Below are 15631 nucleotides of genomic sequence, written 5' to 3' on the forward strand. Positions count from 1 at the left end.
CCCTCCTCCAACCCCGCCGTCCTCGCCTTCCTCCGCGAGTACGAGGACGACCTGGTGCTGTGCGTCCACAACTTCTCCCGCTTCGCACAGCCCACCGAACTGGATCTGAGCGCGTTCGGCGGGCGGTACCCGGTCGAGCTGTTCGGCGGGGTCCGCTTCCCCGCCATCGGCGAGCTGCCCTACCTGCTCACCCTCGCGGGACACGGCTTCTACTGGTTCCGGCTCCGCACGGACGCCTCCTAGCCCGTCCGGCGAACCGGCGCGGGAGGCATCCCGCCGGCCTCCGGCGCCGGGGGCGCCACCCCCGCGGGGGCCCGCCTCCCCTGCCGTGCAGGACAGGCCGCGGGACGGGAGACGGCTGCCGCGCCGTCCGGGCCGTCCGGCGCGGGTCCGGCGGGCGATTGCCGGACAGGTCACCGTCCCCCCGGGCGGGGCAGGGGTTTCTCCCGCCCCGCCCGGGGGCACGCGGTGAAGCACACCCGACCAGCGATTGGACGCGACGCCATGTCGGAAGCGGTCACACGCTCTGTCATCACCAGCACCCCGGGGCTTCTCGCGTCGCTGGAGCCGTTGTTGCGGGAGTGGCTGCCGCGCCAGCGGTGGTTCGCGGGCAAGGGGCGGCCGGTGACGGGCTTCTCGCTGGTCGAGGCGACCGAGCTGCTGCCGGTTCCCACCCTCTCGTCCGTGCCCGAGCAGGCAGGCGCCCCCACCGGCAGGCTGGGCCTGTACCACCTGCTCGTCCGCGCCCACCAGCCGCTCGCCCCCGTCCAGGGCGCCCCCTCCCACCCGGGCGACTGCTACCAGCTGCTCATAGGCGTGCGCGAGGCGCTGCCGCCGCGGCTGGCGCCCGCGCTGATCGGGCACGTCCACGAGGGCCCGCTCGCCGGATGCACGGTGTACGAGGCCCTGTACGACCCCCGGCCCGCCGAGATGATCCTGGAGGCGCTCCGCGCCCGGGCCCGTGTCGGCGGGCTTCGTTTCGACCGGCGGGAGGACATACGCTCCGACCTCGTGCCGCGCCTGGTGACCGCCGAGCAGTCCAACTCGTCGGTCGTCTACGGCGATACGTTCATCCTCAAGCTGCTGCGCCGGGTGGTGCCCGGGGTCAATCCCGACCTGGAGCTGCCTCTGGCGCTGGCCCGGCAGGGCTGCCCCCGGGTGCCCGCGCCGGCCGCCTGGATGACGGCCGAGGTGACCGGTGAGTCCTACGTGCTCGGCGTGCTCCAGCCCTTCGTGCAGGGCGCGTCGGACGGCTGGGAACTGGCGCTGCGCGAACTGGCCAAGGGCGAGGACTTCACCGCCGAGGCCCGCGCGCTCGGCCGTGCCACGGCCGAGGTGCACACCGCGCTCGCGCGGGCGCTGCCGACCGTGACGCTGGGCCACGCCCAGATGCGGTCCCTGGTGGACGGCATGAAGGAGCGCCTGGAGGCGGCCGCGCAGGCGGTGCCGGCGCTGCGGCCCTACGCCCCCGCGCTGCACTCCGCTTTCACGGCGCTGGGCGATCTGGCGGCCGAGGGGCAGACCTGGACCGCGCAGCGCATCCACGGCGACCTGCACCTCGGACAGTGCCTGCGGTCCGCGTCCGGCGAGTGGTCGCTGATCGACTTCGAGGGCGAGCCGGCCAAGCCGCTGGCCGAGCGGCGGATGGCGCAGCCCGTGGTGCGGGACGTGGCCGGGATGCTGCGGTCCTTCGACTACGCGGCGCACTCGGCCGGCGGGGCGCCCGCTCCGGAGTGGGCCGAGGCCTGCCGGGCGGCGTACTGCGCCGGCTACGCCGAGGTCTCCGGCCGTGACCCGCGCACCGACCCGGTGCTGCTGCGGGCCTACGAGACGGACAAGGCGGTCTACGAGGTCCTCTACGAGGCCCGGAACCGCCCGGACTGGCTCCCGGTCCCCCTGTCGGCGGTGCGCCGCCTGGCCGCCTCCGACCCGACCTGACCCCCCTTTCATCTCACCTGACCTGCGCCGAGGAGGCTCAGCTCGTGACTGACCGCCCACCGTCCAGCGGTTCGGATCCGAAGAAGACGGCCGAGAACCCCAGCACCGAGCAGCCGGCGGCCGCGCGGCGGAAGAGCGCCCCGCGGAAGACGGCCGAGAAGACCGTGGAGAAGGGCGCGGCGAAGGCCGTGAAGGCCGCCCGGAGCGTGAAGCAGGCCGCGGAGCGGGCGGTGTCGGCGCAGCCTGCGCCCGAGGAGCCGGCCGCGGGGACGACCGCGCCCGGGAAGAGGACCACGGCCAGGAAGGCGACCGCGAAGAAGACCGCGGCGACGAAGACGACCGCCCGGAAGACCACCGCCAAGAAGGCGACCGCGGAGAAGGCCGTGGCGAAGAAGACGGCCACCAGGACGGCGGGCGCCGCGACGGCGACGAGGACGACGGCGGCCAGGGCGGCCGCGACGAAGGCCGCGGCGACGAAGACGGCGAAGACGACGGCGAAGAAGACCGCGGCCGGCAGGATCCCGGCGACGAAGGCGACCACCGCGAGGAAGACCACGCCCGCGGAGGTTCCGGCGGTCGAGGCGGTCGGCGCGGCCGAGACCGCGACGACCGCGGCGGCCGGGGAGACGGCGGCCGGGAAGACACCCGCAAGGAAGACGACGGCGGCCGGGGCCGCGGCGGCGACCGCGAAGAAGGCCGTCACCAAGAAGACCGCGGCGAAGAAGACCACCACGAAGAAGACCGCGGCCAGGAAGGCCCCCGCCGGGAAGGCCCCCGCCGGTACCACCGCGTCCCCCGCGCCGGCCGCCGAGCCGGTCCCCGCGCAGCCGGCGGCCGCGCAGCCGGCGGCCGCGCAGCCGGCGGCCGCGCAGCCGGCGGCCGCGGCCTCCGGGACGGAAGCGGTCCCGGGGACGGTGCCGTCGCCCGAGACCGGCCCGGCCGGGGCGACGCCCGTGCCGGAGGTGTCCGTGCCGGCCGCACCCGGGACGGTCGCGGCCGAGCCCTCTCAGGTCGCCGTCGCCCCCGCCGACCGCGAGCGGCTGCTCGACGGCACCCACCACGACCCGCACACGGTGCTGGGCGCGCATCCGGTGCCCGGCGGGGTCGCCGTCCGGGCCTTCCGGCCGTACGCGCGGTCCGTCACGGTCGTCACCGGCGACGACCGCGTCCGGCTGCACGACGACGGCGACGGCTTCTTCTCGGTGCTGCTGCCGCTGCGGGAGGTGCCCGCCTACCGGCTGGAGGTGGCCTACGAGGGCACCGTGCAGCAGACCGAGGACGCCTACCGCTTCCTGCCCACGCTCGGCGAGCTGGACCTGTACCTGATCGGCGAGGGCCGGCACGAGCAGCTGTGGAAGGCACTCGGTGCCCACCCGACGACCCATGAGGGCGTGGCCGGCACCCGCTTCGCGGTGTGGGCGCCGAACGCGCGGGGCGTGCGCGTCGCCGGGACCTTCAACTTCTGGGACGGCACCGGGTTCCCGATGCGTACGCTCGGCTCGTCCGGCGTGTGGGAGCTGTTCGTGCCCGGCATCGGCGAGGGCGAGCTGTACAAGTTCGAGATCACCCGGCCGGACGGCACGAAGACGATGCGCGCGGACCCGCTGGCCCGGCGCACCGAGGTGCCGCCGCTCACGTCGTCCGTCGTCCACGCCTCGCACCACGAGTGGCAGGACGAGGAGTGGCTGGAGCGCCGCGCCCGGGTCCCGGCGCACGAGGCCCCCTTCTCGGTGTACGAGGTGCACCTGCCGTCCTGGCGGCCCGGGCTGACCTACCGTGAGCTCGCCGAGCAACTGCCGCAGTACGTGAAGGACCTGGGCTTCACGCACGTGGAGCTGATGCCGGTCGCGGAGCACCCCTTCGGGGGTTCCTGGGGCTACCAGGTCACCGGCTTCTACGCGCCGACCGCCCGCCTCGGCACACCGGACGACTTCAAGTACCTGATCGACGCCCTGCACCAGGCGGGCATCGGCGTGATCATGGACTGGGTGCCCGCGCACTTCCCGCGTGACGAGTGGGCGCTGGCCGAGTTCGACGGCCGTCCCCTGTACGAGCCCGCGGACCCGCTGCGGGCCGCCCACCCGGACTGGGGCACGCTCGAGTTCGACTACGGCCGGCGCGAGGTGCGCAACTTCCTGGTCGCCAACGCCCTGTACTGGTGCGAGGAGTTCCACATCGACGGGCTGCGGGTGGACGCCGTCGCCTCCATGCTCTACCTCGACTACTCGCGCGAGCCGGGCCAGTGGACGCCGAACGAGCACGGCGGCCGGGAGAACCTGGACGCGGTGGCGTTCCTGCAGGAGATGAACGCGACCGTGTACCGCAGGGTCCCCGGCGTGGTGACCGTGGCGGAGGAGTCCACCGCCTGGGACGGCGTCACCCGCGCCACCCACCACAAGGGCCCGAGCGGCTTCGGCGGCCTGGGCTTCGGGCTGAAGTGGAACATGGGCTGGATGCACGACTCGCTGCAGTACATGAGCCACGAGCCGGTGTACCGCAAGTACCACCACCACGAGCTGACGTTCTCGATGGTGTACGCCTACAGCGAGAACTACGTGCTGCCGATCTCCCACGACGAGGTGGTGCACGGCAAGGGCTCGCTGGTGTCGAAGATGCCCGGTGACTGGTGGCAGCAGCGCGCCAACCTGCGGGCCTACCTGGCCTACATGTGGTCCCACCCCGGCAAGCAACTGCTGTTCATGGGCCAGGAGTTCGCGCAGGCCACCGAGTGGTCGGAGACCCGCGGCCCCGACTGGTGGCTGCTCGATCCGGGGTACGGCGCCGAGGCCGACCACCGCGGGGTGCAGGACCTGGTCCGCGACCTGAACGCGGTCTACGGCGCCACGCCCGCGCTGTGGCAGCGGGACGTCCACCCCGACGGATTCCAGTGGATCGTGGGGGACGCGGCCGACGACAACATGCTCGCGTTCCTGCGCTACGACGCCGACGGCACCCCGCTGCTGGCGGTGTGCCACTTCGCCCCGGTGGTGCGGCACGACTACCGCATCGGCGTCCCCGACGACGTCCCGGCCTGGCGGGAGGTCCTCAACACCGACGCGGCCCGCTACGGCGGCAGCGACGTGGTGAACCCGCATCCGGTCAAGCCGGAGCCGCAGGGCCGGCACGGCCGCCCGGCCAGCATCCGGCTGACCCTGCCGCCCCTGGCGACGGTGTGGCTGCGCCCGGCGTGACCTGACCGGCGTGTCCCCGCCGGGCCGCGCCGTCCGGCCCGGCGGGGCCGGCCGGGACACACGGTGCCGCCCGGGCCGCTCCACCGAGGGAGCCTCCGGGCGGCGACCCCCGGCGCGGCGGCCCCGGCTACCGCGCCGGCGGCTCCGCCAGGGCCTCCGCCAGCGCAGGCGGCAGCGGCTCCCTGTGCAGCACCCCGAGCCGCTGCGTCGCGCGGGTCAGCGCCACGTACAGGTCGCTCGTCCCGTACCGCCCCGGCTCGACCACCAGGACGGTGTCGAACTCCAGGCCCTTGGCCTGGCGCGGGTCGAGCAGGACGACGGTCCGGGTCAGGTCGGGCTCCGCCCCGGCCGTCACGCCGTCCAGCCGGGCCGCCAGCCCGCGGTGCAGATCGCGCGGGGCGATCACCGCGAGCCGGCCCGCGGGGGCGCCCGGCTGCTCCGCCGTGTCGGCGGCGGGAGCCAGCTCCCGGACCGCCTCGGCCACGGCGGCCGGCAGGTCGCCGGCGGCGCGCGCCCAGGGCCGCACGCCCGTCGAGCGCACCGAGCTCGGCGGCCGGAAGGCGGGGTTCTCCGCCCGGACCACGGCCGCGGCGACGTCCATGATCTCCGCCGGGGTGCGGTAGTTGACGCCGAGGCGGGTGTGCTCGAAGCGGTCCTGGACGTACGGCTCCAGGATGCCGGCCCAGAAGCCGACCCCGTCCCCCACTGCTGGACGCGTGGGCGGTACCCCCCTCTCCGCGGTCTGGGCCGGGTCGCCGACCAGCGTCATCGAACGCGTCGGGCTGCGCCGCATCAGCAGCCGCCACGCCATCGGCGACAGTTCCTGCGCCTCGTCGACGATGATGTGCCCGAACGCCCAGGTGCGGTCGGCGGCCGCGCGTTCGGCGGCGCTGCGGTGGTCCGCCTCCTCCTGCCGCCCGGCGAACCGCTCGGCGTCGATGATGTCGTGCGCGGACAGGACCTCGGAGGCCTCCGGGTCGCTGTCCTCCTTGTCGTCGAACTCGTAGGTCCTCGACGCGTACGACACGTCCAGCACGCCCTGCGCGTACGACACCTGCGCCTCGCGTTCGCGTGCGGCGCGCGCCCGGGCCGTCCGGTCGTCCTCGCCGAGCAGTTCGGCCGCTTCGTCCAGCAGGGGCACGTCCGCGACGGTCCACGCCCGCGTCACCGGGCGGCGGACGGCGTCCGCGTCCGCCGCCGGGAGGTACCCGTCGGGCGCGGCGAGGAGGTCGGCGACCAGCCGCTGCGGGGTGAGCCGCGGCCACAGCCGGTCGACGGCCGCCCAGACCTCGGGGTTCTCGGCGAGCTCGTCGCGGATCTGGGTGATGTCGGCGGCGTCGAGGAGGTTGGAGCCGTCGTACGGGTCGGTGCCGATGCGCTCGGCGACCATGTCGGTCAGCGTGTTGAGGATGTGCCCCTCGAAGTGCTCGCGGGCCACGTTGTGCGGCAGACCGGTGGCCCGGGTGCGCTCGCGGGCCACGTTCACCAGGCCGTCGTCGAGCATCAGCACCTCCCGGTCGTGCTCGATCGCGATCACCGGGTCGGGCAGCGCCTGGCGGTCGCGGACGGCGGCGGCCAGCACGTCGGCCATCTCGGCGCGGCCCTTGACGGCGGCCGCCTCCGGGCTGTCGGCCGCCGTGGCCCGCACGCCGGGGTAGAGCTCCCCCACGGTGGCCAGCAGGACCCCCGTCTCGCCGAGGGAGGGCAGCACCTCGCCGATGTAGCCGAGGAAGGCGGGGTTGGGGCCGACGATCAGGACGGCGCGCCGGGCGAGCAGTTCCCGGTGCTCGTAGAGCAGGTAGGCGGCCCGGTGGAGGGCGACGGCCGTCTTGCCGGTGCCGGGGCCGCCCTCCACCAACAGTACGCCGCGGTGCGGGGCGCGGATGATGCGGTCCTGGTCGGCCTGGATGGTCCGCACGATGTCGCCCATCCGGCCGGTGCGCGCGGAGTTGAGCGCGGCGAGCAGCACCGCGTCGCCGGTGGGGTCCTCGTGACCCGTCCGGGTGGTGTCGCCGAGGTCCAGGATCTCGTCGTGCAGGGCCGTGACCCGGCGGCCCTCGGTGGCGATGTGCCGGCGTCTGCGCAGGCCCATCGGGGTGTGACCGGTGGCGAGGTAGAACGGGCGGGCCACGTCGGCGCGCCAGTCGATCAGGAGGGGTGTGCGGTCGGGGTCGTCGGCGCGCAGCCCGATGCGGCCGATGTGGTGGCAGGCGCCGTCGGCGAGGTCGATCCGGCCGAAGCAGAGGGAGCCGTCCACGGCGTTCAGCGCGGCGAGCAGCCCCGAGCGCTCGGCGACGAGAATGTCCCGCTCCAGCCGGGCCTGCCTGGGGGTGTGGCCCTGTGCCAGGGCGTCCGTGACCGAGGCCTCGGTGTCGCCACGCAGCACGTCCACGCGCGCGTACAGCCGGTCGATGAATTCCTGTTCCTGCCGCAATTCATCGTCTGAGAATTCGGTGTTTGACAATTCCGCTCCCGCCCGGATACACTGTGCCCACTGAACTTCTCTGCGACTTCCACCAATTGAGGTCGCGAACCACCGAATATACGGAAAGAAATCCCCCGGGCGCAATTCGCCCGGGGGATTTCTCGTGTCTCCGGTGACGTCACAGCACGTCGGACAGTTCCTCCAGCAGCCGCCTGCGGGGCCGAGCGCCGACCATCGCCTTCACGGGCTCACCGTTTCGGAAGACCATGAACGTCGGCATCGACAGGACCTTGTACGCGTTCGTGGTGTCCGGGTTGGTGTCCACGTCGAGCTGGACCACCTTGAGCCGGTCCCCCTCCTCCTGGGCGAGGGCACTCAGCACCGGCCCCATCTGCCGGCACGGCGGGCACCAGTCGGCGGTGAACTCCACCAGGACCGGCAGGTCCGACTCCAGCACCTCCGCCCGGAAGTCGGCGTCCGTCACCTCGGCCACACCCATCGCCTTGATCACCGCTCGTACCCTCCCAGTTCGCACAGGGGTTCCGGACCACCCGGAACCAGCGCCTCGGCGGCCAGCTCCCGCCGTGCCTCCTCGGCCCGCGCCAGCTGCGCGCCGACCTGCTCCCGCACCGCCCGCAGCTCGCCGATCAGCGCGTCCAGTTCGTCCAGCTTGCGCCGGTAGACCGCCAGCGACGCCGGGCACGTGTCCCCCTCGGGGTGCCCGGCCCGCAGGCACTCCACGAACGGCCGGGTCTCCTCCAGGTCGAACCCGAAGTCGCGCAGCGTCCTGATCTGCCGCAGCAGCTTCAGGTCGCCCTCGTCGTACGTGCGGTGCCCGTGGGCGTCCCGCCGGGCGGGCAGCAGTCCCCGCGACTCGTAGTACCGCAGCGTCCGGGTCGTGGTCCCGGCCCGCTCGGCCAGCTCACCGATGCGCATGGGTCGAACGTACGGCTTGACGCCGACGTCAAGGCAAGGGCGAGGAGCGGACGGCACCGGGGACGCGCCGTGGGGCCTGCCTCGGGCTGCCCGGCCTCGAGGATCGCGGGAAGGCGCCCGGCCCCCGCTGCCCGGCTCAAGGACCTCGGGAAGCCGCCCGTGACGGCGCCGGCCCGGGCGCGCGGGCCCGGGACAGCGGTGTGCGGATGAGGGCGGTGAAGCCCTTGCGCGGGTACGGGGGCCCGGGCGGCGGGGCGGGCAGAATGACTGCCATGACCACCGGCAACACCTCCCGCGCCGACGCGAACCGCCGCCGCATCCTCGACGTCGCCCTCGCCGAGCTGCTGCGCGACCCGGACGCGTCCATGGACCAGATCGCGCGGGCCGCCGGTGTCGTACGGCGGACGGTGTACGGGCACTTCCCGAGCCGCGAGGCGCTGGTCGGCACGCTCGTCGACGACGCGGTGGAGGCGCTGGCGGCCGCGCACGCCGCGGGCCGCGCGGGCGCCGCTGACCCGGCGGAGGCGGTGGCGCGCTCGGTGCTGGCGGTCTGGGAGATCGCCGACCGCTACCGGCTGCTGGTCGCGCTCGCCCGGCGCACGGGCACCACGCCGGGCATCGGGGAGCGTCTGGCGACGGTCCGCGAGCAGGCCGCGGCGCTGCTGCAGCGCGGTCTCGACCAGGGCCTCTTCGCCTCCCCGCTGCCCGCGGCGGTCCTGGCCCAGGTGCACGAGCAGATGCTGTCCGCGGTGATGGAGGCCGTGACCGACGGCCTGCTGGACCCCGGCGGGGCGGGCCCGTCGGCGGCGGTCACGCTGTTGACGGCGGCCGGGGTGCCGGCCGGGCGGGCCACGGAGCTCGTGGCCCGGATCGGCGCCTGAGCCCCGGCGCACCTCTGCCGGCCTCCCTGTCGCCGAGGGGCGCTCGCCCCGGCAGGCACGGGCGGCCCGGCCCGACTGCCGGTGCGGCTCCCGGCCCCGGCCTCGGACCCGCCCCGGCCTGCTGCCTGCCTGCCGGGCCTGCTCCGGCGTGCCTCCTCGGGCGGGCCTGTGAGCAGGACGGCAGAGCGACAGGCGGCAGGCGGCAGGCCGACACGGCGACAGGGCGGACAGGACGACAGGACGAAGCCGAGCGGCCGGGCCCACGGGGGAAGGGCTCGGCCGCTCGGCGGTCCCCGGTCCCGGCGGGTGCGGCCTCGTGGCCGAACCGTGCGGGTCCGGGTGGCCGGGCGGCCGAGCGCGACGGGGGACTGGCTCGGGCCGCCCGGGGGTCCGGGAGGGCGGGGGGTCAGGCCTTGGCCAGTTCCTTCTCGCCGCCCTCGCGCTGCTCCGGCAGGTCCGCCGGGGCGCTGTCGGCCCCGTCGTCGAGCAGCGTGCGCTCGTCGAAGGGCAGCTCACCGGCGAGCACCCGCCGGACGCGCTCCTTGTCGACCTCGCCGGTCCAGGTGCCGATCAGCAGGGTCGCGACGGCGTTGCCGGCGAAGTTGGTCAGGGCGCGCGCCTCGCTCATGAAGCGGTCGATGCCGACGATGAGCCCGACGCCGTCGACCAGGGCCGGCTTGTGGGACTGCAGGGCACCGGCGAGCGTGGCGAGCCCGGCGCCGGTGACCCCGGCGGCGCCCTTGGAGGCGATCATCATGAAGAGCAGCAGGGTGATCTGCTGGCCGATGGACAGCGGCTGGTCCATGGCGTCGGCGATGAACAGCGAGGCCATGGTCAGGTAGATCATCGTGCCGTCGAGGTTGAAGGAGTAGCCGGTCGGCACGGTGATGCCGACGACGGGACGGCTGACGCCGAGGTGCTCCATCTTGGCGATGAGCCGCGGCAGCGCGGACTCGGACGACGACGTGGACAGGATCAGCAGGAACTCGCGGGCCAGGTACTTCAGCAGGTGGAAGATGTTGACCCCGGCCACCAGGCGGGTCATCGCGCCGAGCACCACGATCACGAACAGCAGGCAGGTGACGTAGAAGCCGAGCATGATCGCGGCCAGCGCCTTCAGGGCGTCGAGGCCGGTCTCGCCGACGACGGCCGCCATGGCGCCGAAGGCGCCGACCGGGGCCGCCCACATGATCATGGCGAGCACGCGGAAGACCAGCCGCTGGATGTGCTCGACGCCGCGCAGGACCGGCTCGCCCTTGCGGCCCATGGCCTGCAGCGCGAAGCCGACGAGCAGCGCGACCAGCAGCGTCTGGAGGACCTGGCCCTCGGTGAACGCCGACACGAGGGTGGTCGGGATGACCCCGAGCACGAAGTCGACGGCGCCCTCGCTGCCGGCCGCCTGCTCGTGGCCCACGCCCTTGACCGCCTCGGTCAGGTGCATGCCGCTGCCGGGGTGCACGATGTTGCCGACCACCAGGCCGATGGCCAGGGCGACGAACGACATGGTGATGAAGTAGCCCAGCGCGAGCCCGCCGACCTTGCCGACGTTCGCGGCCTTGCGCACCGACCCGACGCCCAGCACGATCGTGCAGAAGATGATCGGGGAGATCATCATCTTGATCAGGTTCACGAAGCCCGTGCCGATCGGCTTGAGCTCCTTGGCGAAGTCCGGCGCGGCGAAACCGACGGCGACACCGAGGGCGACCGCGACGATCACCGCGATGTACAGGTAATGGGTGCGGTCCCGCCTGGTGGCGGGTGTGGCAGGTGCCGTATCGGCTGCGCTGGTCACGGCGGCCCTCCTTGACGACGTCGTCGGCATCACCGGCGTGCGGCTCACGTCCGGGGGATATGGGGATGCGCCGACTATCTCCCGCCCTGTGAGCGCGGTCACCGTTCCGTTCATTTAGTTCACGTCGGAGCGGAGAGGCAGACTGACGGCATGCGCATTCCCGCCCTCCCGAGACCTCGCAGCCTGGCAGGCCAGCTCTTCGCCATGCAGGCCGTGCTGCTCGCGGTCGTCGTGGCCGGGTATGCGCTGTTCACCTACGTCAGCGGCCGCAACCAGGCCGAGGAGGCGGCCGGCCGCCAGGCCACGGCGGTGGCCCGCTCGGTGGCCGACTCGCCGTCCGTCCGGGCGGCGATCCACACCCCCGACCCCACCGCTCACCTGCAGCCGTACGCCCTCGTGATCCAGAAGGACACCGGCGTCGACTTCGTCACGATCATGACTCCGCGGGGCATCCGCTGGACCCACCCGGACCGGAACCAGATCGGCAGGCCGTTCCTCGGCAACATCTCCGCCGCGCAGCGGGGCCGGTCGTTCACCGAGACCTACACCGGCACCCTCGGCCCCTCCGTCCGCGCCGTCACACCGGTGACGGAGAACGGCCGAGTGATCGGCCTGGTCAGCGCCGGCATCAAGGTCGAGGCGATAAGCCAGCGCATCGAGGCGCAGGTCAGCACCCTGCTGCGGGTCGCCGCCGGCGTCCTCGCGCTCGGCGCGGTGGGCACGTACGTGATCAACGCCCGGCTCCGCCGCCACACCCACGGCATGAACGCGGCCGAGCTGAGCCGCATGCACGACTACCACCAGGCCGCCCTGCACGCCGTGCGCGAGGGTCTGCTGATGCTGGACGCCGGGTACAGGGTGGCGCTCATCAACGACGGCGGGCGGGAGCTGCTGGGCGTGTCCCGCGAGGCGGCCGTGGTGGGCACGCCGGTGGTCGACCTCGGCCTCCCGGCACCGCTCACGGGCGCCCTGCTGGCCTCGGAGCCGCGGGTGGACGAGGTGCACCTCACGGCGTCCCGGGTGCTGGTGGTGAACACCTCCCCCGTCTCGGGGGGCGAGCGCCGGGGCACCGTCGTGACCCTGCGGGACGTCACCGAGCTGCAGGCCCTGACGGGCGAGCTGGACTCCGAGCGCGGCTTCACGCAGGCGCTGCGCTCACAGGCCCACGAGGCGGCCAACCGGCTGCACACGGTGGTGTCGCTGATCGAGCTGGGCCGTGCGGAGGAGGCGGTGGGGTTCGCGACGGCGGAGCTGGAGCTGGCCCAGGCGCTCACCGACCAGGTGGTCGCGGCGGTGAGCGAGCCGGTGCTCGCCGCGCTGCTGCTCGGCAAGACCGCACAGGCCAACGAGCGGGGCGTGGAGCTGGTGGTGTCGCAGGACAGCGGCCTGGACGACGGGCTGCTGCCGAGGACCCTGCCGGCCCGGGACCTGGTGACGATCCTCGGCAATCTCGTCGACAACGCGGTGGACGCGGCCCAGGGCGGCGTGCCCGCCCGGGTGACGGTGACGGCCCGTACCGAGGGTTCGGAACTGCTCCTGCGGGTGGCGGACACGGGGGCGGGCCTGGACCCCGCCCACACCGAGCTGGTGTTCGAGCGCGGTTTCTCGACCAAGCCGGCGGGACCCGGCGGGCGGGGCCTGGGCCTGGCCCTCGCCCGCCAGGCCGTGCACCGGCACGGCGGGACACTGACGGTGACGGGGGCCGAGGGAGGCGGAGCGGTGTTCGAGGCACGGCTGCCGCTGGGGGACGCGCCGGGCGGCCGGGCGGCCGACGGGACCGGCGCCGAGCCCCTGGGCGCCGAGCCCCTGCCCGACGGCGGTTCCGACGCCGGACAGGGGGATGCCGGTCGGAGCGGCGCCGGGCGAGCGTCCGTGGGTGAGACGGGCGCCGGGCGCCGGTCCGCCCCAGAACCCGACGCCGAGGAGCGGGCCACCGGGGGAACCGATGGCGGGCGCCGGACCGGGGCGGGCGCGGAGGGCCGGACGGCCGAGGGGGCCGAGCCCGGAGCCGCGGTGTCCGGAGGCGTGGCGTGACCGGCGGGCAGCAGCCCATCCGCGTCCTGGTGGTCGAGGACGACCCCGTCGCGGCGGACGCGCACGTGCTGTACGTCGGCCGGGTGCCGGGCTTCACCGCGGTCGGCAAGGCGCACACCGGCGGGGAGGCGCGCCGCATGCTGGAGCGCACCGCGGTGGACCTGCTGCTGCTCGACCTGCACCTGCCGGACGTGCACGGCCTGCAGCTGGCCCGCTCGCTGCGCGCCGCCGGCCACCACGCGGACGTCATCGCGGTGACGTCGGCGCGGGACCTGGCGGTGGTGCGGGAGGGCGTGTCGCTGGGCGTCGTCCAGTACGTGCTGAAGCCGTTCACCTTCGCCACGCTGCGGGACCGGCTGGTCCGGTACGCCGAGTTCCGCGCGGCGGTCGGCGAGGCCAGCGGGCAGGACGAGGTGGACCGGGCGCTGGCGACGCTGCGGGCGCCCGCACCGGCCGCGCTGCCGAAGGGACTGAGCGCGCCGACCCTGGAGCGGGTGACGGTGACACTGCGGGACTGCCCGGACGGCATGACGGCCACCGGCGTCGCCGAGGCGGTCGGCATCTCGCGGATCACGGCGCGGCGCTATCTGGAGCACCTGGTGGACGCGGGCCGCGCGGCGCGCAGCCCGCAGTACGGGACGGTCGGCCGGCCCGAGCTGCAGTACCGGTGGGTCCGCCGGCCGTAGCGACCCCGGCCGTGCCGGGCGGCGGCTCCCCGCGCGGCGACGGCCGACGCGGGGTGGTCGGCCCGGGGCCGCCGGTCCGCGCCGGACCCGCCGGGGCGCGCCGCTTCCTCGGCAGGACCGGTGGGCGAGCGCCCCCGGGGCGGCAGAGGGCGTCCCACCGCAAACCTCGGCAGACCCGTCGGCAGACGTCCCGTGGGACGCGGACACGACGGGAGACGACCCCTGGGGGCGGACATCGCGTCGCGGAACACGTCCCCCTGGGCAGCGAACCGGTGGAGGCGCCGCCGGTACGGCGACCGGACGCCGGCGCCTAGAAGACGGACTCCGCCTCGTCCATGCGGTGCTTGGGCACCGTCTTCAGCGCGGTGACCGCCTCGGCGAGCGGCACCATGCGGATGTCGGTGCCGCGCAGCGCGGTCATCATGCCGAACTCGCCCCCGTGTGCGGCCTCCACGGCGTGCCAGCCGAAGCGCGTGGCGAGGACGCGGTCGTACGCGGTGGGGCTGCCGCCGCGCTGGACGTGGCCGAGGATGACCGGGCGGGCCTCCTTGCCGAGGCGCTTCTCCAGCTCGTACGCCAGCGCCGTGCCGATGCCCCGGAAGCGCTCGTGGCCGTACTGGTCGATCTCGCCCTTGCCGTAGTCCATGGTGCCGTCGGCGGGGTGGGCGCCCTCGGCCACGCAGACCACGGCGAACTTCTTGCCGCGGGCGAAGCGCTCCTCGACCATCTTGACCAGGTCGGTGGGGTCGAACGGGCGCTCGGGCAGGCAGATGCCGTGGGCACCGGCCGCCATGCCGGACTCCAGCGCGATCCAGCCCGCGTGGCGGCCCATGACCTCGACGACCATGACCCGCTGGTGGGACTCCGCCGTCGTCTTCAGGCGGTCCATGGCCTCCGTGGCCACGCCCACCGCGGTGTCGAACCCGAACGTGCGGTCCGTGGAGGAGATGTCGTTGTCGATCGTCTTCGGCACACCGACCACGGGCAGCCCGGCGTCGGACAGCATCCGCGCCGCCGTCAGGGTGCCCTCGCCGCCGATCGGGATCAGGGCGTCGATGCCGAAGTCGCGGATCATGTCGGAGGCGTTCTCACACGCCTCGCGCAGCCGGTCGCGCTCCAGGCGGGAGGAGCCGAGGATGGTGCCGCCGCGGGCGAGGATGCCGCTGACCGCGTTCAGGTCCAGGTTGCGGTAGCGGCCGTCGAGCAGGCCCGCGTACCCGTCCTCGAAGCCGATGACCTCGTCGCCGTAGGCCGTGACCGCTCGGTGCACGACCGACCGGATCACCGCGTTCAGCCCCGGGCAGTCGCCGCCTGCCGTGAGAACTCCGATACGCATCGTGCTGTTTCTCCTGCTCGCTGTGGATACCGGTGAGCCAGTGCCGATTCTTTCACGTCGCCCGGACGGACGCGGCCTCCCTCCGTCGCGCCCCCGCCCACGCACCCAGACGCCGCGCCGCCGCCACCACCGCCGTACCCGGCCCCGGCCCCGGCCCCGGCCCCGGCGTCACCGTCCCGCCACCCGCCACCCGCGCCCCGAGCCCCGCGCCCCGAGCCCCGTGCCCCGCCCCGCCCCGCCGTTTCCGGCCGGCCGCCTGCGGCCCGCGGGCGGCCGTAGGCGCCGTATCCAGCGTCGGCGATACTGTCAAGAGGGTTCCGCCCACCTCGGTGGGCGTCTTTGGAGTTCGGCCTCCTGCTGGTACAGGTACGGCACGGCGTCCAGGCGGAATCCGTCGATGCCGAGGTCCAGC

11 protein-coding genes are annotated in these 15631 nt (G+C 74.4%); 6 read left to right on the top strand and 5 right to left on the bottom strand.

The window, feature by feature from the left end:
- The 3 genes from ABZ920_RS30050 to glgB form a co-directional block, all read left to right on the top strand.
- Positions 1-243, top strand: a 243-nt coding sequence (locus ABZ920_RS30050) for an alpha-glucosidase C-terminal domain-containing protein (RefSeq protein ID WP_361511870.1), incomplete at its 5' end; no start/stop codon positions are given.
- Between the two features lie 261 nt (positions 244-504).
- Complete coding sequence (locus ABZ920_RS30055; protein ID WP_361511873.1) at positions 505-1938, top strand: maltokinase; 1434 nt, start codon at positions 505-507, stop codon at positions 1936-1938.
- 44 nt (positions 1939-1982) lie between these two features.
- Entirely contained in the window at positions 1983-5129 is a 3147-nt protein-coding gene (glgB, locus tag ABZ920_RS30060; protein WP_361511876.1) for a 1,4-alpha-glucan branching enzyme, read from the top strand.
- A 127-nt stretch (positions 5130-5256) separates the two neighbouring features.
- Here the strand turns inward: glgB and ABZ920_RS30065 are convergent, their stop codons facing one another.
- From ABZ920_RS30065 to ABZ920_RS30075, 3 genes are all read right to left on the bottom strand, one after another.
- Positions 5257-7611 (bottom strand): UvrD-helicase domain-containing protein, encoded by a 2355-nt coding sequence (locus ABZ920_RS30065; RefSeq protein ID WP_361511896.1) that lies wholly within the window; start codon positions 7609-7611, stop codon positions 5257-5259.
- Positions 7612-7732: 121 nt separating this feature from the next.
- Positions 7733-8053 carry a thioredoxin gene (gene trxA, locus ABZ920_RS30070; protein WP_361511899.1) on the bottom strand — a complete coding sequence of 107 codons (321 nt, stop codon included), beginning with the start codon at positions 8051-8053 and terminating at the stop codon, positions 7733-7735.
- A gap of 8 nt (positions 8054-8061) precedes the next feature.
- The gene (locus ABZ920_RS30075) at positions 8062-8490 is read right to left on the bottom strand and encodes a MerR family transcriptional regulator (protein ID WP_361511878.1); all 429 of its coding nucleotides are present in this window, start codon (positions 8488-8490) and stop codon (positions 8062-8064) included.
- Positions 8491-8753: 263 nt separating this feature from the next.
- On the opposite strand from ABZ920_RS30075, the gene ABZ920_RS30080 reads away from it, so the two are divergent.
- Complete coding sequence (locus tag ABZ920_RS30080; protein WP_361511881.1) at positions 8754-9371, top strand: TetR/AcrR family transcriptional regulator; 618 nt, start codon at positions 8754-8756, stop codon at positions 9369-9371.
- 406 nt (positions 9372-9777) lie between these two features.
- Here the strand turns inward: ABZ920_RS30080 and ABZ920_RS30085 are convergent, their stop codons facing one another.
- Entirely contained in the window at positions 9778-11163 is a 1386-nt protein-coding gene (locus tag ABZ920_RS30085; protein ID WP_361511884.1) for a cation:dicarboxylase symporter family transporter, read from the bottom strand.
- A 150-nt stretch (positions 11164-11313) separates the two neighbouring features.
- On the opposite strand from ABZ920_RS30085, the gene ABZ920_RS30090 reads away from it, so the two are divergent.
- Together ABZ920_RS30090 and ABZ920_RS30095 are read left to right on the top strand one after the other, a co-directional pair.
- Entirely contained in the window at positions 11314-13197 is a 1884-nt protein-coding gene (locus tag ABZ920_RS30090; protein WP_361511887.1) for a sensor histidine kinase, read from the top strand.
- Entirely contained in the window at positions 13194-13883 is a 690-nt protein-coding gene (locus ABZ920_RS30095) for a response regulator (protein WP_361511890.1), read from the top strand. Before ABZ920_RS30090 ends, ABZ920_RS30095 begins: the two co-directional genes overlap by 4 nt.
- A 310-nt stretch (positions 13884-14193) precedes the next feature.
- Here the strand turns inward: ABZ920_RS30095 and ABZ920_RS30100 are convergent, their stop codons facing one another.
- Complete coding sequence (locus tag ABZ920_RS30100; RefSeq protein ID WP_361511893.1) at positions 14194-15219, bottom strand: ATP-dependent 6-phosphofructokinase; 1026 nt, start codon at positions 15217-15219, stop codon at positions 14194-14196.
- Positions 15220-15631: the final 412 nt, after the last annotated feature.

The sequence above is a fragment of the Streptomyces sp. NPDC046831 genome (assembly GCF_040645305.1).
Lineage (GTDB): Bacteria > Actinomycetota > Actinomycetes > Streptomycetales > Streptomycetaceae > Streptomyces.

Excerpts from the sequence above, each read along its gene's own strand:
- ABZ920_RS30075 (WP_361511878.1), bottom strand. The coding sequence starts at position 8,490 with ATGCGCATCGGTGAGCTGGCCGAGCGGGCCGGGACCACGACCCGGACG.
- ABZ920_RS30100 (WP_361511893.1), bottom strand. The coding sequence starts at position 15,219 with ATGCGTATCGGAGTTCTCACGGCAGGCGGCGACTGCCCGGGGCTGAAC.
- trxA (WP_361511899.1), bottom strand. The coding sequence starts at position 8,053 with ATGGGTGTGGCCGAGGTGACGGACGCCGACTTCCGGGCGGAGGTGCTG.
- ABZ920_RS30055 (WP_361511873.1), top strand. The coding sequence starts at position 505 with ATGTCGGAAGCGGTCACACGCTCTGTCATCACCAGCACCCCGGGGCTT.
- ABZ920_RS30080 (WP_361511881.1), top strand. The coding sequence starts at position 8,754 with ATGACTGCCATGACCACCGGCAACACCTCCCGCGCCGACGCGAACCGC.
- ABZ920_RS30090 (WP_361511887.1), top strand. The coding sequence starts at position 11,314 with ATGCGCATTCCCGCCCTCCCGAGACCTCGCAGCCTGGCAGGCCAGCTC.